Origin of the sequence: Niabella aurantiaca DSM 17617, from assembly GCF_000374125.1 — a bacterium.
Classification (GTDB): Bacteria; Bacteroidota; Bacteroidia; order Chitinophagales; family Chitinophagaceae; genus Niabella; species Niabella aurantiaca.
In genome coordinates this window covers 31557-52725 of record NZ_KB893643.1, presented here as the reverse complement: position 1 = coordinate 52725, position 21169 = coordinate 31557, and the positions used below count along the sequence as shown (strand labels likewise).

Genomic DNA, 21169 nt, shown 5'->3' with positions numbered 1-21169 from the left:
ATATGCGTATTTTTTTTCATGCTCGCTTAAATTAGCGATCCTCAAAATTTGGAAACCGGGTATCCGGGAGATTACCTTCGTTACGGGATATCCTCCAATTTAATTAATCCAAACCCAAAACGCAGGCAAATAGCTGCCGGCGCAAACAAACTGTTGTGTTTACCAAAACGTATACGTCTGCTCCCGTACCATTTTTCACACATAAAAAAATTTAAAATGAAAAAATTAAGCATTCTTTTTGCTGCAGTAATTGCTGTGGCTGTATTATCAATCAGCTGGAAAGCAATGAACAACGGCGCAGCCGTTATCAATGATGAATGGTGTGGTATGTATGATCTTGATGGGAATTTTCATGAGATAACTACCGCAAAAGCAGTGATCACAAAAAAATCATCGGGTCTGATGTCTTGTAAGTTCGATGACTTTTCCAATCCCAGCGGAAAAGCATATGTTCAAAAAGGGGAAGCTGGTTGCTGGTCTTATTCATTTCCCGGACAATGGGCCGACTACACTTTTGTGGTAAGCGCCTCCGGTCAGGCAACACTTACCTGTCATTTCCAAGCTGAATAGGAAAAGCACGTATAATAAAAATTTAAAAAGCGCCACGCCCTTATGCTGTGGCGCTTTTTAGATAGGTGTAATCTGTATAGATATGAAAACCGTTGTAACCAGAGGGATCGTAGTCTTTTTGATGGTATGGGCGATGACCCTTTCTTTTTATTTGTTTTTTAAACATTTGGAAACCGGAGGACCGGATGTTTGTTTGGCTGTTTTCGGCAATAGCTGTAATGGGGCGCTTTCCGGCTTCTATGCCGAATTGCTGGGGCTGCCCCTGGGGGGCTGGGGAATACTGTATTATGTTTCCCTTGGCTTGTTTTTCCTGATTCCCCGGCTTTTTGGAAACGCCTTTTTGCAGGGAAGCCGCTTTTTCATTTTCCTGTTCAGCTTTTGCAGCGTCATGGCAGGGGGCTACTTTATCGGATTAATGCTTTTGCAACCTGCGCTGTTTTGCCCGTTTTGCACGATGATTCATGGGATCAATTTCCTCTTGTTTTTCCTGCTGATGAAAATAAACAGCTATGGATTCCGGTCATTTTTAAGCAGCTTTCGGGCACCGGCCGTGCAAGTGCAACCTGCTGCTGCTTCAGGGCTCTGGAAAGCGTTTGGTTTCCTGGTCGCTGGCTTTTTTATGACATCGGGCTTCTTTGGTTTAAAAGCATTGGCGCTTTCCACGGCTGCCCGGCAAAGGATCGATATCAAAAAAATAGTTGCGGATTATGACCTCCAGCCGGTGCGGCAGATCCCTGTCAGCAAAGAAGATGCAACCGCCGGAAATCCGTCCGGAGCTATGAAGCTGGTGATCTTTACAGATTTTTATTGCCCCGCCTGCCGGATGTTTTCGGCGGAAACAGACAGTATTCTGAAGAAATTCGGAGGAGAATGTTTGATCGTATTTAAACCGTTTCCGCTCAGCACAGACTGCAATCATTCTATTAAGAAAGACCTGCATGCCGGTGCCTGCGAGGCGGCAAAGGCCTCCCTGGCAGCCGCTCAGCAGGGGAAATTTATGGAATTTCACCACGAACTGTTTAAAGATGCAGGGAAAAAAGATCTTATCATGGTGGCAAAACAATGCAGCCTGCAACTGCCGGCCTTTGATTCATTCCGGAATGGCCCGGTTGCAGCGTCTGTTGTTCAGGCTGGTATCCGCCAGGGTACGACCCTTGGTATTGAAGGAACTCCGGCTGTTTTTTTGAACGGCCGGCAAATAAAGGATACCCGGCCGGGAGTGGTGCAGGCTGTTTTGAAGAGGGAACTGCAGGCCACGGGCAGAGACTCCTCTATCTACCGCAAAAAACACCCGGATACAGGCAGATCCGTTCGCAATGCACATAACAGGCAAACCAGATAGGCAGCGCTGAAAAGAGCATTGTTTAGTTTAATGCTATTTTATATAAAGTGGTATAAATTTATAATTTTTAATTAGATATAGTAGTTTACATAAACTTAATATATTGCTGCTTGCCCGGCTCTTCAAAGGCCTATCGCCTGTCCTCCTGGTCAACCGATGGGTTTTGGCATTGGTTGTCGGGAATGCCCGCCGTTTAAAAAATGTTGTGCCATTAATCTCACCAGATTATCTTATTTTGCAGGCTTCCTATTGTAAAAGAGATGGTTTTGTAGAGGCATGACAAGCGAGCAAATTGCATTTTTAATCAGTTCATCACCAGCGCTGCAAATGTTGCGGTTGCGGAATGCAGGCTGGGTATTACCGTTTTTATATACTGTTTTTAAAGAGAACCGCCGGATGGTGATCCGGGAGGACCAGCTTGTGCCATTGCTGGCAGAGACGCTCGGCGCGCATGCAGATGGTATGGAAGACTGGGAGGAAGCACGGATCGATTTTGGAGAGGATGAAGAGAGCCGCAGCCGGAAGTACCTGCTGAGCTGGGTACAGAAACGGATCCTGCAGGATTTTCCCGACACCGAAGGCAATACCAATTACCAGCTGAGCGCTTATACCGAAAAAGTTTTTCAATGGATGCAGCATCTGCAGAAGGGACAGCATCACGTGGGAACCGAAAGCCGGTTCAAAATGCTGTTCTCTTCCCTGCGCGATATGGTAGAGAATACCGAGGATGACCGGGAACGCAAGCTGCAGATCCTCAAAGACCGGAAGGCGGAAATCGATAAAGAAATAAAAGCACTGGAGCTGGGTGTGGCGCCGCAGCGGTATAACAATGCCCAGGTACAGGAGCGGCTCGATCTGTTCATCCGTCTTTGTTATGAGCTGATCGGCGATTTTCGCGAGGTTGAAGACAATTTCAAACAGATCCATCGCAGCATCGTGGAGCAGCATACCCGTGCAGAACAGAACAAAGGTGCCATTGTGGGTTTTGCTTTTGAATCGTACGATGCGTTGCGCAGCAGCAACCAGGGCAAGAGTTTTTATGCCTTCTGGGATTTCCTCATCTCCCGCAGCGGACAGGAAGAATGGCGGCAGCTTACCGAACAGCTGCTGCTCCTGCTGGAAGACCGCCAGCTGGAAGCCGACACGGATTTCCTGCAAAATATCAAATCATTTCTGCTGGAGCAGGGGCGTGCGGTCTACGATGCCAACGATAAAATGGCGGAGAAGCTCAGCCGCATCATCACCGAAAAGGAGATCGCGCGCCACCGGCGGCTGCGCCAGCAGATCAGCGGCATCAAGGAGCTGGTATTCGATCTCATGGAGGAAGAGCATCCTGTTGAAGCTGGATTGTTACTGGAAGAGGCTGCCGATATTAAGATCGTTATGGACCGGGGGCTGACGCTGGAGGCAAAAAAAACGGCAGGCGCATTAAAACAGCCCATGCCGGCCGTGGAAAAGATCGCCGATGTGGACCGGTTCAACCGGTTGCTGAACACCAGCTTTATAGACAAAAAGCGGCTCTGGCAAAAGGTAGAGCAGGTGCTGGAACACAAACAAACCGCCACCCTAAAAGAGGTCATAGAAGCTGCAAAGCTGGAACATGGCCTGGCCGAGGTGATCAGCTACTACGGTTTTTTAAAAGAAAGATCAAAAAGGGTGCAGATAGTGGGTAGCGCGGTAGAGCTGATCCCGTTGAACAGCAGCGCCGATAAATTTGTGGAAGTGCCGTATTTGTTATTTAGTAAATAGAAAGAGATCCATGGCCGAAAAAATACATTCATTTACGCCTGTGTTCATCAAGCTGCTCAAAGGCCCGGTAGAATACCTGGACAAAAACGTTTGGGAAAAGCTGCTCCAGTACAAGACCGAGCTTATCGTTTTTTTACAGGGTGTAGGACTGACCCTGGTACTGGATGAGCAGGATGGCTACGCGTACATAAAACACGCGGTATCGGAAGAGGACGCCACCAGTGTAAGCTGGGTACAGCGCCGGGCCCTGGCCTACGACGAAAGTGTGATGCTGGTGTTACTGCGCGATATGATGGCTGAATTTGAAGTGGGCGAGGCTACCCAGCGGGAGCTGATCAAAAAAAGAAGGGAGATCAAGGAGTATGCCGAGTTATTTTTTAAAGAAAATGCCAGCCGGGTAAAGATGCTGAAGGACATCGACCGGCTCATCGAACGCGCCGTGGAAAATGGATTCCTGGAACGGTCGGGTGTACACGAAGTGCCGGATGAACAAAAATTCCGGATCAAAAAGCTCATCAAAGCCCGGGTAGACAGCGAGGTATTAGAAGATTTTAAACAGCAATTGACAGCACATGCAGCTAAGCGTATTCAGCACGGATAATGAAAAAAGCGGCTTCCGGTTACAATACATGGAAGTCTTTAACTGGGGAACTTTCGACGAACAGATCCATACCATCATTCCCGGTGGGGAAACCAGCCTGCTTACAGGATCAAACGGCAGCGGGAAAACCACGTTTGTGGACGCCCTGCTAACGCTCATCGTTCCCGAAAAAAAATACCGGTTCTATAACCAGAGCAGCGGCAGCGAAAAGAAAGGCGACCGTACCGAAGAAACTTATGTACTGGGGGGCTATGGCACCATCAACAATGAGAACGGCGTTACCAAAGCCTTGTACCTGCGGGAGAACCGCGAAGAAGCCTACAGCATCCTGCTGGCTAATTTTACCAATGAAGCCATGCAGGAAGTGACCCTGTTCCAGGTGCGGTATTTCAACAACGGGGATATGAAACGGATGTTTGGTATTGCCCATAAAAGTCTGCATATTGAGGAAGATTTTAAGCCCTTCGACCTCGGCAATGCCTGGAAACGCCGGCTGGATCAGCAATACAATAAAGGGAGCCGCAAGCAGGTAGAATGGTTTGATGCCGCGAGCAAATATGCCCACCGGCTGGTGGATGTGCTGGGGATGCAGAGCATCCAGGCGCTGACCCTTTTTAATCAGACCGTAGGCATTAAAGTATTGGGCAACCTGGATGATTTTATCCGCACGCATATGCTGGAGCCGCGCGATATGGAATCCCTGTTCCAGGAACTAAAAAAGCACCTGGCCACGCTGCTGGATGCCCAGCGGAATATTGAAAAGGCGGAAGAGCAGATCCGCCTGCTGCAACCTGTACAGGAACATTATACCGGGTTCAAAAATCTGCAGACCCGGCAGCAGAACGCCCAAAAGGCCCTGCATACTGCTGCTGCATGGAAGGGCTATACCCAGGACCGGTTATTACAACAGGCACTGGAAGAAGCCGGCATGGGTGTAAAAGAGCTGGAAGAGAAAACCGCAATAGCAAAAGCGGGTATTGATGCCCTGCATGAAGAAGAACGCGTTACCCGGAACCAGATCGACCAGAATCAGGCCGGGCAGCGGCTGAAGCAGCTGGAGCAGGAGCTGCAGGCATTGCAGGCCAAAAGAGCAGAAGCCGAAAGCGACCTCACATTATTTACAGAGTGGTGTGCCGCATTACACCTGGAAGATAAAAGCGCTTCCGATGAAGAAAGTTATAAACGCGTGCAGAAGGAAGCCGGCCAGTTTGCCCGGCGGCTCGAAAAAGAGAACCGGCAGAACGAGGCAGATGATTTTGATGCCAGGAACCTCCATAAAAGGGCCGGGGAGGCAAAGAGCAGCCTGGAAGAAGAACTGAATATCCTGCTGCACAACAAAAGCAATATCCCTGCCCACCTGGTACAGGTACGCCGGCAATTGTGCGCGGCATTAAAACTGGATACATCGGAACTGCCCTTCGCCGGCGAACTGATGCAGGTAAAGCCGGAAGAACAGCGCTGGCAGCCGGCCATTGAAAAATTATTGTATGGCTTTTCGCTCCGCCTGCTGGTGCCCGATCAGTACTATAAAAAAGTGACCCGCTACCTCAATCAGACCAATACCGGCACCCGGCTGGTCTATTACCGGGTACTGGATACCTTTCATACCCTGGCAGAGGACGATACCGTTTTTTATAAGCTGGATTTTCATCCGGAACATCCGCTTTCCGGTTGGGTACAACAGCAGGTGGTGCAGCAGTTTTCCTATACCTGCCTGGAAGAGGAGAAGCCGATGGAGCGCTATGATAAGGCTATTACGCTGAACGGGCTGATCAAGAACCGCGACCGGCATGAGAAGGATGACCGGCCGGGCAGCAATGATGCCGGGCGTTATGTAATGGGTTGGAACAATGAAAATAAGAAAGAGGCGCTCATCAGTCAGCGGAATAAGCTGGCAGATGAGCTGGCGAATGCCGCCGAGATCATAGAGCGTTGCCGCAACCGGGCTGCCCGGCTGCAAAAACAATTCTATGCGCTGAACCGGCTGCAGGAACATGGTGGCTTTGCATTGCTGGACGTAGCGGGCATACAGCGGAACATTCATAAAACCGGAGAGCAGATCACGGCATTGAGCAAAAGCAACAACCAGTTACAGGAACTGACCGCACAGCTGGAAGCAACGATCCGGCAGCGCCAGGAGGCAGAAAAGAGTTGGGAGCAGGCCGCGCAGGCGAAAACCACCCTGCAAAACGGGATCCGGACGATGGAGCAGCAACGGGAGCAACTGCAATTACTGTTGCAGCATATTACCGAAACGGATAAGGAAGAGCTGCTGCTGTTTCAGCAACAGCATGCGGCGTTGCTGGCAACTGTAACATTGGAGAATATTGAAACACTATATGCGCAGTTTAAAACACAGCTGGAGAACGAAACGCAGGAAATGCAGCGGCTGCTGCATAAGGAAGAAACGCAGCTGAACCGGGGCATCAGCCAGATCAAGAATCCGTCTCCGGCTTTATTGCAACGTTTCCCGGACTGGTATAGTGATGTGCAGTTCCTGCCGGAAGAGGCGGAGCATGCGGAAGAGTTTAAAGAGTGGCTGGATAAACTGGTGAGTGAGAACCTGCCGAAATACCGGAAGGACTTTGAGAATTTTGTCAACGATACCATTACCTATAAGATCGGCGGGTTGAATGAGGAAATGGAAAAATGGGAGCGGGAGATCAATAACAGTGTGAGCAAGCTGAACCAGTCGCTGGGAGGAATTAACTTTAACAAGCTCCCGGATACCTACATCCAGCTGGGCAAGCGCCGGGTACAGGATGCCACGGTAAATGCCTTCCGCAATGCCCTGCTGGAGGCCTTGCCTCAGGCGGCCAACTGGCAGCAGAGCAGCTTTGAGGACAAGGCACTGCATTTCCGCCAGAAAGTACAACCGCTGATCGACAGCCTCGATGAAAGCGAAACCTACCGTACGCGGGTGATGGATGTGCGGAACTGGTTTGAGTTCTGGGCAGATGAAAAATTCCGCAATACCGGAGAGCTGAAAAAGACCTATCGCCAGATGGGCCAGTTGTCCGGCGGGGAGAAGGCCCAGCTGACCTATACGATCCTGTGCAGCGCCATCGCTTACCAGTTTGGCATCACCCGTGAGGGAAAGAACAGTCGCAGCCTGCGTTTTATTGCCGTGGATGAAAGCTTCAGCAACCAGGATGAAGACAAGGCAACCTACCTGATGGAACTGTGCAAACAGCTGCATCTGCAATTGCTGGTTGTAACGCCCAGTGATAAGATACAGATCGTTCAGGATTACATCGCGCATGTACACCTGGCACAGCGCGTCAACAACAGGCATAGCATCATGTACAATATGACCATTAAAGAGCTGCAGAAACAGATGAAGAAAGCCTCCTGATCATGGATGTTCCAGGTTTAAGGTTCAGGATTTCACGCTGGATCCGGTTTGATGCATGGTGACCTGCCGGGAGCGGAAAGCTTACAGCTGGATGGTTCTCCTTCGCGCTGCATCTCCCGGAGGGGGCGCTGCCCTTTGCAGGAGAAAATGCAGGTATATTTTTTAACCGATTCATTAAATAGCAGATGCAGTTACTCGGACTGAACCGTAATACAGATTATAAAGCAGAGATCCTTGCAGGCCTCACCGTGGCCATGACCATGATCCCCGAATCCTTATCCTTTGCCATCCTGGCAGGTTTGTCACCGCTGACGGGGTTGTATGCGGCATTTCTTATGGGGTTGGTGACTTCTGTTTTAGGGGGCCGGCCGGGTATGGTTTCCGGCGGGGCTGGTGCCACGGTGGTCGTGCTCATTGCACTTGCAGCCGGTCATGGAGTAGAATATCTTTTTGCCACCGTGATCCTGGCTGGGTTGCTTCAGCTACTGGTTGGCTTTTTTAAGCTGGGCAAGTTCGTCCGCCTGATCCCACAGCCGGTTATGTACGGATTTTTGAATGGACTGGCGGTTATCATTTTTATGGCACAGGTTGCACAGTTTAAAACACCGGCCGGCTGGCTGACAGGAACAGCGCTGTATACGATGGCCGGACTGACCCTTTTGACGGTGCTGATCGTTATTGGGTTTCCAAAGATCACCAAGGCGGTTCCGGCATCCCTGGTAGCCATATTGGCCGTTTTTGCTATCGTTTTCTTCTCAGGCATGGATACCCGGAAGGTAATGGACATTGCTTCCGTCAGCGGTTCCCTGCCGTCCTTTCACCTGCCGGCAGTGCCGGTTACACTGGAAACGTTGCAGATCATATTTCCCTATGCACTGATCATGGCAGGTGTGGGGCTGATCGAATCGTTGCTTACCCTGAATATGGTAGATGAGATCACCCATACCAAAGGAGCTTCAAACAGGGAAGCGATGGCACAGGGCACCGCCAATATGGTAAATGGCTTCTTTGCCGGCATGGGAGGTTGTGCCATGGTGGCGCAAACATTGGTGAACCTGAATGCCGGTGCCCGTACAAAGCTGTCTGCCTTTATCGGGGCTGTTACCATCCTGGCGGTGATCCTGGTAGGAGCGCCCTTTATTGAGCAGATCCCGATGGCCGCCCTCGTTGGAGTGATGATGATGGTAGCCATCGGTACATTTCAATGGGTAAGCTTGCGGATCATCACCAAATTCCCCAAAACAGATATCATCGTTGGCATCTTGGTGGCACTGATCACCGTGGTATTGCACAACCTGGCGCTGGCGGTGCTGATCGGGGTGGTCATCTCGGCCCTGGCCTTTGCCTGGGATAATGCCAAACGCATCCGTGCACGCAAGCATACCGACAGCAACGGGATAAAATATTACGAAATTTATGGCCCGCTTTTTTTTGCGTCTACCACTGCGTTTATGGAAAAGTTTGACGTAAAGAATGATCCGGATGAAGTGGTGATCGACTTCCGGGAGAGCAGGGTGGTGGATATGTCGGCAATCGATGCCCTGAATAAGATCACCGAGCGCTATGCCCGGCAGGATAAGAAAATCCACCTGCGGCATTTGAGCCCGGATTGTAAACGGTTGCTGAAAAATGCCGGAGAGACCATTGATGTAAATGTAATGGAAGACCCGACCTATAACGTAATGCAGGACCGGTAATGCTTTCCCGCAGTACCGCTCGAAGAGGACGCTGCAGATGAAAATTCTTCCGGTCCCTTTCGGAAGACCCGGAAGAGAAGAAGGCTGTTGGCCCTTTTTCTTATCTTTGAAAAAACACGAAGTGCTCAAAAAGATCATATGCAAAACAAAAAAGATAGTGCAAATACCCGCAGAAAATTTATAAAGAATACGGCCGTGCTGGCTACCGCACCCGTAACCATGGGGCATAGAACGCCGCCTCCCAAACAGCCGGTCATTCATCATGTTTTCTTTTGGCTGAAGGAGCCTGCATCCGAAGCAGGTAAAAGATCCCTGATCGTCGGTCTGAAGACCCTGAAAGCCATCCCGCAGGTGCGGCAGCTGCTGATTGGCACGCCGGCTTCCACGCTGAAACGCGATGTAGTTGACAACAGCTTCCAGGTTTCGGAATTGATGTATTTTGACAGCACCCGCGATCAGGATGCATACCAGGAGCACCCGGTGCACAAAGCTTTTGTTGAAAAATACAGTCACCTGTGGGAACGGGTAGTTGTGTATGATATGGTAGTGGATCTTCCCTGACCCCTTTTTTAGTATTGCCGGTAGTCCTGCGGCGGGTGCACCGGTTTATATCTGCAACCCGGATCCGGTCGCCAGAGCTTAGTTAGCGGTATTGATATCCGAGACTTTGTGTATCTGCAGCCATTCCCGGAATTCGTCCGGGTGTTCCGGCGAAAAGTGAATGATCTCTCCCGATTTGAGCATGATGGTAAAAAAGCCCGCAGCTTCAACAAATTTGTTCAACTGCGTATGGCCATATTCAAATTCAGGAAATAAAACAGCAATGTTCATATCTAACTGATTTAGTCGTGCACAACGCCAGTAAGGTGCTGAACACCGTATAAAATTATCAAAATATCCTGCATAAAAATCCGGATGCGCGGGTAGCCCGATATCCTGGGGACAAAAGGTGGAAATCTTTGGTTTTTAATTTAGCGCAGGCCGTGCATTTAACGAAAGCAGCAGGTGAACCAATATCTTTGCCGACAATAAAAATACAATTGTCCTGCCGGTTTCTATGCTTCAGAAAGCGGGGGTGTTAAAAACGATGAAGAATATGAAGAGAATCACTGCATTGGTCCTGCCGGTTTTTTTTGCATGTCTTTTTGCCAAAGCAGGCAATGAAGGCGATGTTGCCTTATGGTATGAAAAGCCGGCTGCAAAATGGGAAACCGGGGGGCTTCCGATCGGCAACGGACGTATGGGGGCCATGATGCTGGGTGGTGTTGAAAAAGATGTGATCCAGTTTAATGAACAGAGTCTTTGGAGTGGCGATAACAACTGGGATGGAGCTTATGAAACCGGCGACCACGGTTTTGGCGCTTACCGGAATTTTGGAGAGCTGCGCTTGCTGTTTGACCGGAAATTATCGGTTCATGATTATCGCAGGAGCCTGAATGTAGCTACCGGTCTTTACCAGGTCTCTTTTTCCGGTGCAGGCGGCCACTACCGGCGTGAGGCCTTCGCCAGTCATCCGGACCAGGTAATGGTATTCCGGTATGTGGCAGGAAAGGAAGGAAAACTGTCCGGGCGTATCGGCTTATGGTCGGCCCAGGGGGCGGCAACGCAGGTTACCGGAAATACATTACAATTTGCAGGAATAATGCCCAACCAGCTCCGGTACGCTGCCCGGGTAATGATCCGGCATGAAGGGGGGAGCATAGCGGTAACCGACAGCCAGCTGGTATTTACCAATTGTACATCACTTACCTTGTATCTCAATGCCCGCACCAATTACAAACCGGATTATAATGCCGGCTGGCGGGGTGCCGATCCCCTGCCGGTGATTGAAAGAGAACTGGCGGCTGCATGGGCCAAAACCTATGCGCAATTGCGGACTGACCATATCAAAGACGTTACGGCGCTGACGGGCGCCGCCCGGATCGACATCGGGGCTACCCCTGCGGCATTGCGTGCCCTGCCCACCGATATGCGCCGGGATCAATACGCAGAGGGCAGCGCGGATCCGGACCTGGAAGAGCTCCTGTTCCGGTATGGCCGCTACCTGCTGATCAGCAGCTCACGCCCGGGTGGTTTGCCTGCCAACCTGCAGGGGCTTTGGAACCACAGCAATAATCCCCCCTGGGCCAGCGATTACCACAACAATATCAATATCCAGATGAATTACTGGCTCGCCGAAACAACCAATCTTTCCGCCTGCCATCAGCCCCTGATGGATTATATAGTAGCCCAGGCAGAGCCCTGCCGTATTGCTACCCGCAAAGCCTTCGGCGCTCATACCCGTGGCTGGACGGCCCGTACCAGTCAGAATATTTTTGGAGGGAACGGCTGGGAATGGAACATACCGGCCAGTGCCTGGTATGCCCAGCATGTATATGAGCACTGGGCGTTTACCATGGACCGTGCTTTTTTGAAGAGCACGGCTTATCCCGTGCTGAAAGAGATCTGCCAATACTGGGAAGACCGGCTGAAGCCATTGCCGGACGGAAGCCTGGTAGCACCCAATGGATGGTCGCCGGAGCATGGCCCGCGGGAAGATGGGGTCATGCACGACCAGCAGCTGGTATGGGATCTGTTTCAGAATTACCGGGACGCGGCAAAGGCATTGGATATCGACAGGGATTACCAGGCAAAAGTAGCATCCCTGCAACACCGGCTGGCGCCGAATAAGATCGGTAAATGGGGTCAGCTGCAGGAGTGGCAGGAAGACCGGGACGATCCCGATGATCAGCACCGGCACACCTCGCACCTGTTTGCCGTTTACCCGGGACGGCAGATCAGCCTTACCCGGACTCCGGAGCTGGCCCGGGCAGCCATTATTTCATTGCGCAGCCGCAGCGGGAACTATGGTAAAAATGCGGATAAACCGTTTACTGCAGCCTCCACGGTAGGCGACAGCCGTCGCTCCTGGACCTGGCCCTGGCGTTGCGCATTGTGGGCCCGCCTGGGTGAGGGTGAAAAAGCAGGGATAATGATCCGCGGACTGCTGACCTATAATATCCTGCCCAATCTTTTTGCCAATCATCCGCCCTTTCAGCTGGATGGTAATTTTGGTATCAGTGGCGCCATGGCCGAAATGCTGCTGCAAAGCCACGCTGGCGAGATCAGCCTGCTGCCGGCAATACCCGCCGCATGGAAGGCTTCCGGATCCTTTACCGGGCTCAGGGCCCGCGGAGGATTTACCGTAGATTGTAAATGGCACAATGGCAAAGTGATCAGCTACCAGATCCGTTCTTCCCGTCCTCAAAAAATAAAGCTGCGGATAAACGGCAGGCTCAAAGAAGTGATGTCTGCAAAAAGCGGTCGTTAAAACCGGTTCCTTTTTTTATAAGAACTGCCGGTATCGCATGCTCCCGGGCGCTGTTGCGCTGCGAAGAAGCTTCCCCATATGCACGGGGGAGTTGCCCCTCCTGCGGACCTGCGCCAGTTTTTAGGAAGATGCTAAAAACTGGAGGAGTTAAATGTTAGGAATCCTAACTAAATTTGCAATGTCAACATTTTTTAAAACCAAAAGACAAAAAATGGAAAAATCAATTTTTTACCACGCAGGCTGTCCGGTTTGCGTTAGTGCCGAACACGACATCATTCATTTAGTTGGAGAACCCAATGTGGAAGTAGTGCATCTTGGTGAAGACCAGGGCCGCATTGCTGAAGCAGAAAAAGCGGGGGTGAAATCCGTACCCGCGCTGGTAACGCCAAACGGCAATGTCTTGCACATCAACTTTGGCGCATCGCTTGCTGATGTAAAAGGGTAGCCACTCTGCCTTACGTGTAGTTGAAAGGTGAACGGGTTGTATCAGAAGCTCCTTGCCGCAGGCACCGTAAAGAGCCCGGGGATCATGCGGTTACAGGAACATCCGTTCTGATACAACCCTTTTGATTGTAACGGAAAATCCACACCGTTTGCCGGCGGCGATCGTATGAGGAGGTAGAGAAAACCGGTTGCTGGACCATCTGTTTTTTCAAAAACTGTATGAGACAGGCAGTCCTGTTTCTGGATAGCTTTGTTCAACAATCAGCCGGGATGCAGGGAAAGGTGCTGGAACGCGTTCCGTTGCCATCATTTTTAAACCGGCACAAAGCCAGAAACATGCGTGCAATGAAGAAGCGGGTGCTCACGATACAGAGCCAGGTGGCCATCGGATATGTGGGTAACAATATTGCAGCCATCGCCCTCCAGCTTTGCGGATCGGATCCGGTGCAGGTGCCCACGGTGATGCTTTCGAATCATATCGAGTATCCTGAAGTGTATGGACGACCTGTAGAGCCGGCTTTGTTTTCAGCGCTGCTGAAGGGGGTGGCGGCAAACGGGATCGTTGATGACTGTTCTTTTCTGATCAGCGGCTTTTGCAATGATAAAGTCATTCTTTCGTTGCTGGCAGATTTTATCCGGAAAACCCGCCCCCACGCCGGTTATCGCTATCTCTACGATCCGGTCTGTGGCGATTTCCGGGCCGGCGGCCTCTACATTCCGAAGGCGGTAGCAGATCATTCAATAGCAACATTGCTGCCCCTGAGCGATCTGATCACCCCCAATCATTTTGAACTGGAATATATCCTGGGGAGAAAAATAAACTCGGAGGAGGAATTTTATAACGCGGTAACAGGGCATCCGTTGTTGCGTTCCAGAACTGTTATTGTTACCAGTGCCGGATTTGTGAACCTGCCGGAAGACCGGATAGCAGTAATGCTTTTTACAGAGGGGCAGATAGCGCGTTTTGAAACAGACCGGGTTCCTGTTGAAGTGATCGGCACCGGGGATCTGTTTGCGGCCATTGTTGCAGCCCAGCTGAATCTTGGCAGGGATATCGGGCAGGCCGTTGATAAGGCGGTGCGCTATCTGCATGCGGTGCTCCGGTACAGTTTCGGGCTGGGCGAAACCGATCTCACCGCGGCTGCGCTGATAAAATGCCTGGATGTTTTGCAGTAGCCGCAGCCGTCAAAGGCGAATGGGACCGTGCCCGGTCGCTGATCTTTTGAAAAGAACATGTCGCGGGCATTCTAAACAAAAGCGTATGGCCGATATTTTAGAACACTTACAGGAGATCCGGAAACGTATAGAGCGTGCCTGCAGCGCAAGCGGGAGGGCGCCGGAGGAAGTACGCCTGCTTTTAGCCACGAAAACGGTGCCGCCGGCACGCATAAAGATCGCGTTGCAGGAAGGGCAACGCCTGATCGCCGAGAACAGGGTGCAGGAGATCCGCGAAAAACATGCAGCGTTGAAGGCAGTTCCACATGAAAGCCATTTCATCGGGCACCTGCAATCCAATAAGATCAAAGAACTGCTGAAATACGATATTTCCTGTATCCAGTCGGTCGATCGTTTGGAGTTAGCGGAAAAGCTGCATCAGCGCCTGTTATTGGAGCAGAGAACAATGGAAGTGCTCATACAGGTAAATACCTCCAATGAAGACAGCAAATTCGGGATCGGGCCGGATGCAGCGCTTGAACTGGTAAAGGCAGTGGCTGGTCTGGGATCCATAAAAATAAAGGGGCTTATGACCATCGGGCTTTTCAGCGCTGATACCGGGAAAGTGCGCGGCTGTTTCCGGTTATTAAAAGAGATCCGTGATCAGATCGCTGCCGCAGCCATTCCCGGCGTGGAAATGAAAGCGCTTTCTATGGGGATGAGCGGCGACCTGGAAACGGCCATTGAGGAAGGTGCGACCATCGTGCGGGTAGGAACGGCCATATTCGGGAAGCGGCGTTACCCGGACAGCTACTACTGGAATGAGCAGACCCCGGATGCATAGCAAGCGCAACCGCTACTATAAAAGTACAAGGTGTAGGGACAGAGGCCGCCAGGTTTTTTTGGGAGCATAATATCTCGATCCCTCAGGCGGCGTGTGGGGATGGCCGCCGGCTCATGATCCAAACGGCCGCGGTATTTTTATTGGATTTAAGATCTGTGCATCTGCGGCTCCTGTGTGCCTGAACTCACTGTTCCAGGGTCTTTCAGACGTCTTATATTTTGTTCCCATCTGGCAGTGTGTGAAATCACGCGCCATGCCATGGCCCCTTTCACTGTGGACCTGAAAAATAAACAGGATGTATTATCTTTCCGGCGCAGATCGGTCCGGATTTTAAAGATCAGGAAGCAAATATGATGCGCGTACACTATTTACAACACGTTCCTTTTGAAGCTCCGGCGTATGTAGAAACCTGGATGCAGGAGGAGGGACACAACGTTTCCGCCACCCGTTTTTACGACCCGGGGCACCGGTTGCCGGCTATGGACGAGCTGGATGCGTTGATCATTATGGGAGGGCCGATGGGCGTGTATGATGAGTCGCTTTATGATTGGCTGGCGGATGAAAAGACATTTATAAAAACCTGTATTGGTGCCGGCAAAAAAGTACTGGGCATTTGTTTGGGTGCGCAGCTCATAGCGGTTTGCCTGGGTGCCCGCGTACAGGCGGCGCCCCATAAAGAGATCGGCTGGTTTCCGGTGTACCCTGCCGGTGACTGCAGGGCGGTGCCCTGGTTTTATGAACTGTTCAGGACCGGTCCGGTAGTATTTCATTGGCATGCCGACCGGTTTACGATTCCGGAAGGTGCCATGGACCTGTTGCACTCGGAGGCGAACGGCAACCAGGCCTTTTACTATAACCGGGATGTGATCGGCCTGCAATTTCATTTGGAGGTTACCGCTTCATCAGTGGATGCATTATTGCGGGAGGCTGCTGCTGACCTTGAAACGGCAGCAGCAGTACAATCCGCAGCGGAAATAGAAGCCGGGAAGGACCTGATCGCGGACTGTAATGAAAAAATGGCCGCTGTTTTAACACACTGGCTTTATTCCGGGGAATGACCTGGAAAAGAAGTGAAAGCCGGAACCGGTCATTCAGAGAAAGGCTGCCAGGGCCTTTATACCGTCTTTCAGCTGCTCTTCGGAAAGCGCCCCGTAACCCAGCCGTATTCCATTCACCGGCTCGTCGTAACTGAAGCTATCCGGTGTGGTGATCCCGATCCCTTTTGATCGCAGTTGTTTGGAAACCTGCATCCAGTTTATTTTTTTATGGGGCAGGATCCAGAAGGCCAGCCCGCCCTCGGGTACCGGGTAGCGGGCTTTATTCTTTAAATATTCCGAAAGGAGCGAAGCCGTAAAATCCCGTTTTGACCTGTAATACTGAAAGGCCTTGCGTATATGCCGTTTAATGGTGCCGTCCCGGATCAGCTGCAACACCGCCTGTTCCATAATGGTATCTCCCTGAACGTCGATGATCTTCCGGAGCGTGCCGATCTTTTCAATAAGGGCCGCGTCCTTAGTAGCAAGGTAGCCGATCCGCAGGGCGGGCGCCACCACCTTGCTCAAGGTACCGACGTAAATGAAGTGCTTCAGTTCGGGGAAGGCAGACAAGGGATGAACGGGACGGTAACCAAAATGGAATTCATTGTCATAGTCATCTTCTATGATCACAAAACCGTATTCATTGGAAAGCCGGATCAACTCCAGCCTTCGCTGAAGACTAAGCGTTACCGTTGTCGGGTACTGGCGATGGGGCGTAGTATAAATGGCTTTTACCTTCTTATGTGAACGGAGGTGCGCAAGCACGTCTTCGATCAACAGGCCCTCCTCATCTACCCGAACCGGCAGTAAGGTGGCACCGGCATGTTCCCATGCCTGCCAGGCGGGTTTATATCCCGGGTTTTCGATCATCACATGGTCGCCCGCGGACAGGAGGCATTGCGCAATCAGGTACATGGCCATCTGACTGCCCCTGGTCACACATATATGATCTTCGGCAACCTGCATGCGCCGCTGGTGATTCAGCATCTGGGCGATCTCCGCCCGGAACGCAGGATCTCCATACACATTCCCGTAAGACATCATTTGCCATTTTGCCTTTTGGTGAAAGACCTGGCGGTACGAGCGCGCCAGTTCCGCAATGGGCGCTATCTTACCGTTCGGGTGACCGTCATCAAAATAAATGGAATACCCTGTTACGCGTCTTTCCTGCGTGGCGCGTACGCGCCCGGGGGATTTGATCTTTTTAAAACGGGGCAGCTGATCGGCAACAAATGTACCCTTACGCTCTTTTGATACCAGCCAGCCTTCGATGAGCAATACATGCAGCGCTTCCACCACGGTGTTACGGTTTACCTGTAGAAGTTGCGCCAGCTGGCGGCTTCCGGGCAGGGCTTCGCCGCCTTTCAGCCGGCCCCAATGAATGTCTTTTATAATGGCGTCGGCAATTTGCAGGTAGATCGCTTTACCGGATCGCTCATCCAGGTGAAGCTCTATATTCCATGGTCGTAACATCTGGACTATCAGGGTTCGTGAAAAATGTATGCAATAGATGGTCCAAATATACACTTGTTTTTGGGCGGGTCAAAAAAAGAAGCGTCCCGGGGATGACGCGTGCAGAAGAACAGCGCCTGACGGGTGTATTGGCGGCTTCGCGAGAAATAACGACTGCCGCTCCTTTTCGCTGCGCGAAATAGTGCCTTCGTTTGTCGTCCGGACAGCTCCGGGTGATCAGATCTTTAGCCTTTTTCTCAGCTCCGTCAGGATGTCGATATCACGCTGCCGTATTTTGCCTTTCCTGTTGGGCGGGCAGTTAAGGATAAGGATATTGCTGTTGCGCGTGGCGGTGTGGTAAAGCTTTTCCAGCTCATCAACCGGTTTGAAGCTGGTGTCTTTTGTGTTGTAGAACCAGCGTTTACTGATGCATACCGTAGACTCCCAGGGCATATAATACAGCTGACCATTGTGTGCGAAAAGTTTGGGATCGTTTGCCGCGGGCAGGTGGGGGTCGCCGAGCCGGAAGTCGCCGGGAAAATAGCGGATAGGGTATCCGGTCTTCTGATCCTCCGGCAGCACCGCATGCTTATCGGGGTCGCCCGGAGCTCCAATGCTCCAGTTGATGCCCACCTGGCATTGCGGTTCGCGTTGCTTGATGACCTGGTAAAGCTGCGCGATGGGCCAGCGGTTATTGGCCTTCATCCAGCCGCCATCAAACCAGAACTCCACAATGCGGGTATATGGCCGGGTAATGTCCATCAGCTCATTGAGCTGCCGGAGCATATAGGCATTGTACGCTGCATCGAGCGACGCATCTTTTGTATCCGGGTTTTGTTTGCGGTCCCAGAGGGAATAATACAATCCCAGGCCGATATTGTATTTTTTGCAGGCTTTCGCCACCGCTGCAACGACATTGGTACGGTTGGAGGAACTGGCCACGTCATAGGTGGTTGCTTTGCTGTCCCAAAGACAGAAGCCATCGTGGTGTTTGGTGATCAGGATCACGTATTTCATGCCCGCATCCCGGGCGGTCCTTATCCATTGTTCCGCGTCGATGGCTGTGGGGGCATAGGAAACGGCCGGCTTGGAGCCATCTGTCCATTCCTCGTCATGGAAGGTGTTGATCCCAAAATGCAGGAACATGCCATACCGGCGTTCGATCTGCTGTTGCTGGTAGCGATTGGGCTTCGTGGCAGGTACTGGAAGGAGTGCTTTTTGCGCCGAGGCAGCCGCGGCCAGGAATATTGCCAAAAAAAGGATCGTTTTTTTCATTGCGGATAAAGTTTGTTTTTAAGCGGGGTTAGTGGTAAACCTGATTTTTTGTCCTTTTTTCAGCAGCACGGTGGTGATCCCGTCTTTCCCGGTTTTAACGGTTGTGGCAAGAGGACCCCTTGCCTTCATCTTCCCGACAGGCAATTTTATATTTAGCAGCCCGCCTTTTTCAGCAAGCACTTCCACGGTATAGGTTGCTCCGTCTTTCTTTTCTGCAGAAACAAGGAAGGCCCCCTCGCTTCGTAAAGACCGGAAGGAACATTGCTGCCAGCTTTCCGGAACAGCAGGAAACACCTGGATATAGCCGTTGCGGCTTTGCAGCAGCAATTCATGCACGCCCTGTGCAAAAGCAAAATTACCTTCAAGGGTAAACGGGCGGTAGGTGAAGCCCGAGTACTGACCGCCTTTCTGATCGCCATTAAGGTGAAAGCTGTTGGGTGAGCAAAAATTAGATGCAAAGATCTGCAATTGTTTCACCGCGCTGTCGGCCTTGTAAGCCCGGGCATACAACGAAGCCATCCAGCTGAACGAATAGCCGCACCAGGCACGGGTGCCTTTTGCTGCAATGCGGCTTAAAGAATGTTCGATAATGGAGCGGTCATGCGGTTTGTTATAATCCAGAAGGGCCAGCGGGTAAATGGCCATGTAGGGCGACATATGCCGGTGCGATTCATCCAGGTTCTCTCCCGGTGCAACGGTCAGGCCGGTTTCATTGACCTCGTAATCCGGTAATTGCTTTAAGATCGCCGACCAGTGCCGGGCTTCGTCTTTCTTACCCATGGCTTCCGCTACTTCGCCTGCAGCGCCAAACAAGAACCGGGCAAGTGAAAGGTCGAAATTGCTCCAATCCAGGAACCAGGCGCTGATGTCGTTATTATTGTATTCGGGGCTGGAGCTCAGGGGCAGCTTCCGGATGCCGTTCTCTAACCGGGTAATATTTTCCAGGTAGGTAGCGCCTTCGTGTATATAGGTGTATGCCTGCGATCTTAAGAAGTGCGCATCCATCGAGTATTTCCACTGCCAGTAAAAGTGCTGGGCGCACCAGGCCACTACGGTTGGAGAAAGGGAGTACTGGATCCATCCGCCCATCGGGTCTCCGTTCAGTGTGACCACTCCGGGCACATTAAGGCCGGCTACCTGGAAATATTGTTTGGTGTATTGCAGGTTCTTCGGGCGGATCTTCCAAAGCCAGTCGGTAAAAGTGGCGCCCTCGGCCAGGTGGTTACCGGTATAAGCCGGCCAGTAACTCAATTGTGTATTGAGGTCGTTGTGGAAATCGCCTTTCCAGGGGGGCAGGCTGCCATTATCGGCCGTCCATACGGCTTGCAGGGTGATGGCGGGTGCTCCTTTCCGGGCAACGCTTCCCAGTTTGTACAGCTCCAGATAATATTGTTTTTCGATGAGCGGATCGGGCAGCGTAACGGAAGACTGGCTCCAGAAATTTTTCCACCAGGCAACGTGCTTCGCCCAGCCGGCAGGCTCCTTTGCCGTGGCGCTCAGCGCAGGAAGCGATGCAGGCCGGTCTTTTTCGATTGCCCAGCTGCCGGTCAGCTTATTGCCCGGTAATTGTTCCCATTGGATGCATACTTCGTAGTAATGTCCATCGTAAGTGGGCTGCCGGTACCGGATGGTGGTGGCAGTTTGGTGAACGGTCCCTTTTGCATAGCCCAGCTTTTCCAGTCCTTCTCCCGCATGACTGTTATCATTTTTCACCAGGCCTTTTCCACTGTTGTACCGGTGAACGATCAGTCGGGGTGCCAGCGCCCCGATCTGTTGCCCCAGGGCTGCCGGAAGATCTTCAAAAGAGAAATAGCCGATGTTTTTTGAAGCGTGTATATAGCACCGGAACCGGGCACCGCTCTCAAACTGTACGGTATTCAATGCGGTTCGGATATCCAGCGTATTGGAAACCACCCTGCCCAGGCTGCGGACATCAAATTCCATCGCAGCCGCCGGCAGCTTGGTGGGATAGGGGACCCGGTCGTAAGGCTGATCGCCCCGTTTTTGTACGGGTGCATAATCCTTTTTCAGCACCTGTTCTTCCACCCATTTAAAATTGAGTGAAGAAAGGTCCAGCGCTTTCCGCTCGTCCCAGAGATCGGCACGGTCCAGCGAAAGCCGCAACCGCTCCTGCTTTTCCCATACCAGGGCACCGAGCATGCCATTGCCGAGGGGCATGGCTTCATCCCATCGCGTGGCCAGGTGGTTGAACCGGAGATCATGCTCCGGTTTGGGCTGCGCCGTTGCAACGGCCGCAGGCAATAACAGCAGAAAAAGTATTTTTTTTATCATAACAAACAAAATAAAAGATGCGACCTGTTGTTGAAAACATACGGCT

General features: G+C 51.6%; 16 protein-coding genes. 12 read left to right on the top strand and 4 right to left on the bottom strand.

Going from position 1 to position 21169, the window contains the following annotated elements; genetic code table 11:
- Window positions 1–216 precede the first annotated feature (216 nt).
- The 7 genes from B160_RS0116625 to B160_RS0116595 all read left to right on the top strand — a co-directional run bounded on the left by B160_RS0116625 (window position 217) and on the right by B160_RS0116595 (window position 9875).
- Window positions 217–570, top strand: a complete 354-nt coding sequence (locus B160_RS0116625; RefSeq protein ID WP_018629050.1) for a hypothetical protein — start codon at window positions 217–219, stop codon at window positions 568–570.
- Window positions 571–652: 82 nt separating this feature from the next.
- Window positions 653–1912 (top strand): DsbA family protein, encoded by a 1260-nt coding sequence (locus tag B160_RS0116620; RefSeq protein WP_040680017.1) that lies wholly within the window; start codon window positions 653–655, stop codon window positions 1910–1912.
- A 276-nt stretch (window positions 1913–2188) separates the two neighbouring features.
- The gene (locus B160_RS0116615; protein WP_018629048.1) at window positions 2189–3661 is read left to right on the top strand and encodes a DUF3375 domain-containing protein; all 1473 of its coding nucleotides are present in this window, start codon (window positions 2189–2191) and stop codon (window positions 3659–3661) included.
- Between the two features lie 10 nt (window positions 3662–3671).
- Window positions 3672–4262, top strand: a complete 591-nt coding sequence (locus B160_RS0116610; protein ID WP_018629047.1) for a DUF4194 domain-containing protein — start codon at window positions 3672–3674, stop codon at window positions 4260–4262.
- Window positions 4234–7617 carry an ATP-binding protein gene (locus B160_RS0116605; RefSeq protein ID WP_018629046.1) on the top strand — a complete coding sequence of 1128 codons (3384 nt, stop codon included), beginning with the start codon at window positions 4234–4236 and terminating at the stop codon, window positions 7615–7617. Before B160_RS0116610 ends, B160_RS0116605 begins: the two co-directional genes overlap by 29 nt.
- A gap of 185 nt (window positions 7618–7802) precedes the next feature.
- Window positions 7803–9314 carry a SulP family inorganic anion transporter gene (locus tag B160_RS0116600; RefSeq protein WP_018629045.1) on the top strand — a complete coding sequence of 504 codons (1512 nt, stop codon included), beginning with the start codon at window positions 7803–7805 and terminating at the stop codon, window positions 9312–9314.
- Window positions 9315–9452: 138 nt separating this feature from the next.
- Entirely contained in the window at window positions 9453–9875 is a 423-nt protein-coding gene (locus tag B160_RS0116595) for a Dabb family protein (protein ID WP_018629044.1), read from the top strand.
- Window positions 9876–9953: 78 nt separating this feature from the next.
- On the opposite strand, the gene B160_RS29400 is transcribed toward B160_RS0116595, so the two are convergent.
- A complete protein-coding gene (locus B160_RS29400; protein ID WP_018629043.1) occupies window positions 9954–10145 on the bottom strand; it encodes a hypothetical protein in 192 nt (63 codons plus the stop codon).
- Window positions 10146–10410: 265 nt separating this feature from the next.
- On the opposite strand from B160_RS29400, the gene B160_RS0116585 reads away from it, so the two are divergent.
- From B160_RS0116585 to B160_RS0116560, 5 genes are all read left to right on the top strand, one after another.
- Entirely contained in the window at window positions 10411–12624 is a 2214-nt protein-coding gene (locus B160_RS0116585) for a glycoside hydrolase family 95 protein (protein WP_157558116.1), read from the top strand.
- Between the two features lie 211 nt (window positions 12625–12835).
- Window positions 12836–13069 (top strand): thioredoxin, encoded by a 234-nt coding sequence (locus tag B160_RS0116580; protein ID WP_026309829.1) that lies wholly within the window; start codon window positions 12836–12838, stop codon window positions 13067–13069.
- 335 nt (window positions 13070–13404) lie between these two features.
- Window positions 13405–14244: a pyridoxal kinase gene (pdxY, locus tag B160_RS0116575; protein WP_026309828.1), complete on the top strand. Its 840-nt coding sequence runs from the start codon at window positions 13405–13407 to the stop codon at window positions 14242–14244.
- A gap of 85 nt (window positions 14245–14329) precedes the next feature.
- On the top strand, window positions 14330–15067 hold the full coding sequence (locus B160_RS0116570) for a YggS family pyridoxal phosphate-dependent enzyme (RefSeq protein ID WP_018629039.1): 738 nt from the start codon (window positions 14330–14332) through the stop codon (window positions 15065–15067).
- 350 nt (window positions 15068–15417) lie between these two features.
- A complete protein-coding gene (locus B160_RS0116560) occupies window positions 15418–16125 on the top strand; it encodes a type 1 glutamine amidotransferase (protein ID WP_018629037.1) in 708 nt (235 codons plus the stop codon).
- Window positions 16126–16158: 33 nt separating this feature from the next.
- Here the strand turns inward: B160_RS0116560 and pdxR are convergent, their stop codons facing one another.
- From pdxR to B160_RS29395, 3 genes are all read right to left on the bottom strand, one after another.
- Window positions 16159–17577: a MocR-like pyridoxine biosynthesis transcription factor PdxR gene (pdxR, locus tag B160_RS0116555; RefSeq protein WP_018629036.1), complete on the bottom strand. Its 1419-nt coding sequence runs from the start codon at window positions 17575–17577 to the stop codon at window positions 16159–16161.
- Window positions 17578–17793: 216 nt separating this feature from the next.
- Window positions 17794–18831 carry an alpha-L-fucosidase gene (locus B160_RS0116550; RefSeq protein ID WP_018629035.1) on the bottom strand — a complete coding sequence of 346 codons (1038 nt, stop codon included), beginning with the start codon at window positions 18829–18831 and terminating at the stop codon, window positions 17794–17796.
- 18 nt (window positions 18832–18849) lie between these two features.
- On the bottom strand, window positions 18850–21123 hold the full coding sequence (locus B160_RS29395) for a glycosyl hydrolase family 95 catalytic domain-containing protein (RefSeq protein WP_018629034.1): 2274 nt from the start codon (window positions 21121–21123) through the stop codon (window positions 18850–18852).
- Between the last annotated feature and the right edge of the window lie 46 nt (window positions 21124–21169).

Coding starts and splice junctions, on each gene's coding strand:
- B160_RS0116625 (WP_018629050.1), top strand. CDS start 217: ATGAAAAAATTAAGCATTCTTTTTGCTGCAGTAATTGCTGTGGCTGTA.
- B160_RS0116620 (WP_040680017.1), top strand. CDS start 653: ATGAAAACCGTTGTAACCAGAGGGATCGTAGTCTTTTTGATGGTATGG.
- B160_RS0116615 (WP_018629048.1), top strand. CDS start 2,189: ATGACAAGCGAGCAAATTGCATTTTTAATCAGTTCATCACCAGCGCTG.
- B160_RS0116610 (WP_018629047.1), top strand. CDS start 3,672: ATGGCCGAAAAAATACATTCATTTACGCCTGTGTTCATCAAGCTGCTC.
- B160_RS0116605 (WP_018629046.1), top strand. CDS start 4,234: ATGCAGCTAAGCGTATTCAGCACGGATAATGAAAAAAGCGGCTTCCGG.
- B160_RS0116600 (WP_018629045.1), top strand. CDS start 7,803: ATGCAGTTACTCGGACTGAACCGTAATACAGATTATAAAGCAGAGATC.
- B160_RS0116595 (WP_018629044.1), top strand. CDS start 9,453: ATGCAAAACAAAAAAGATAGTGCAAATACCCGCAGAAAATTTATAAAG.
- B160_RS29400 (WP_018629043.1), bottom strand. CDS start 10,145: ATGAACATTGCTGTTTTATTTCCTGAATTTGAATATGGCCATACGCAG.
- B160_RS0116585 (WP_157558116.1), top strand. CDS start 10,411: ATGAAGAGAATCACTGCATTGGTCCTGCCGGTTTTTTTTGCATGTCTT.
- B160_RS0116580 (WP_026309829.1), top strand. CDS start 12,836: ATGGAAAAATCAATTTTTTACCACGCAGGCTGTCCGGTTTGCGTTAGT.
- pdxY (WP_026309828.1), top strand. CDS start 13,405: ATGCGTGCAATGAAGAAGCGGGTGCTCACGATACAGAGCCAGGTGGCC.
- B160_RS0116570 (WP_018629039.1), top strand. CDS start 14,330: ATGGCCGATATTTTAGAACACTTACAGGAGATCCGGAAACGTATAGAG.
- B160_RS0116560 (WP_018629037.1), top strand. CDS start 15,418: ATGATGCGCGTACACTATTTACAACACGTTCCTTTTGAAGCTCCGGCG.
- pdxR (WP_018629036.1), bottom strand. CDS start 17,577: ATGTTACGACCATGGAATATAGAGCTTCACCTGGATGAGCGATCCGGT.
- B160_RS0116550 (WP_018629035.1), bottom strand. CDS start 18,831: ATGAAAAAAACGATCCTTTTTTTGGCAATATTCCTGGCCGCGGCTGCC.
- B160_RS29395 (WP_018629034.1), bottom strand. CDS start 21,123: ATGATAAAAAAAATACTTTTTCTGCTGTTATTGCCTGCGGCCGTTGCA.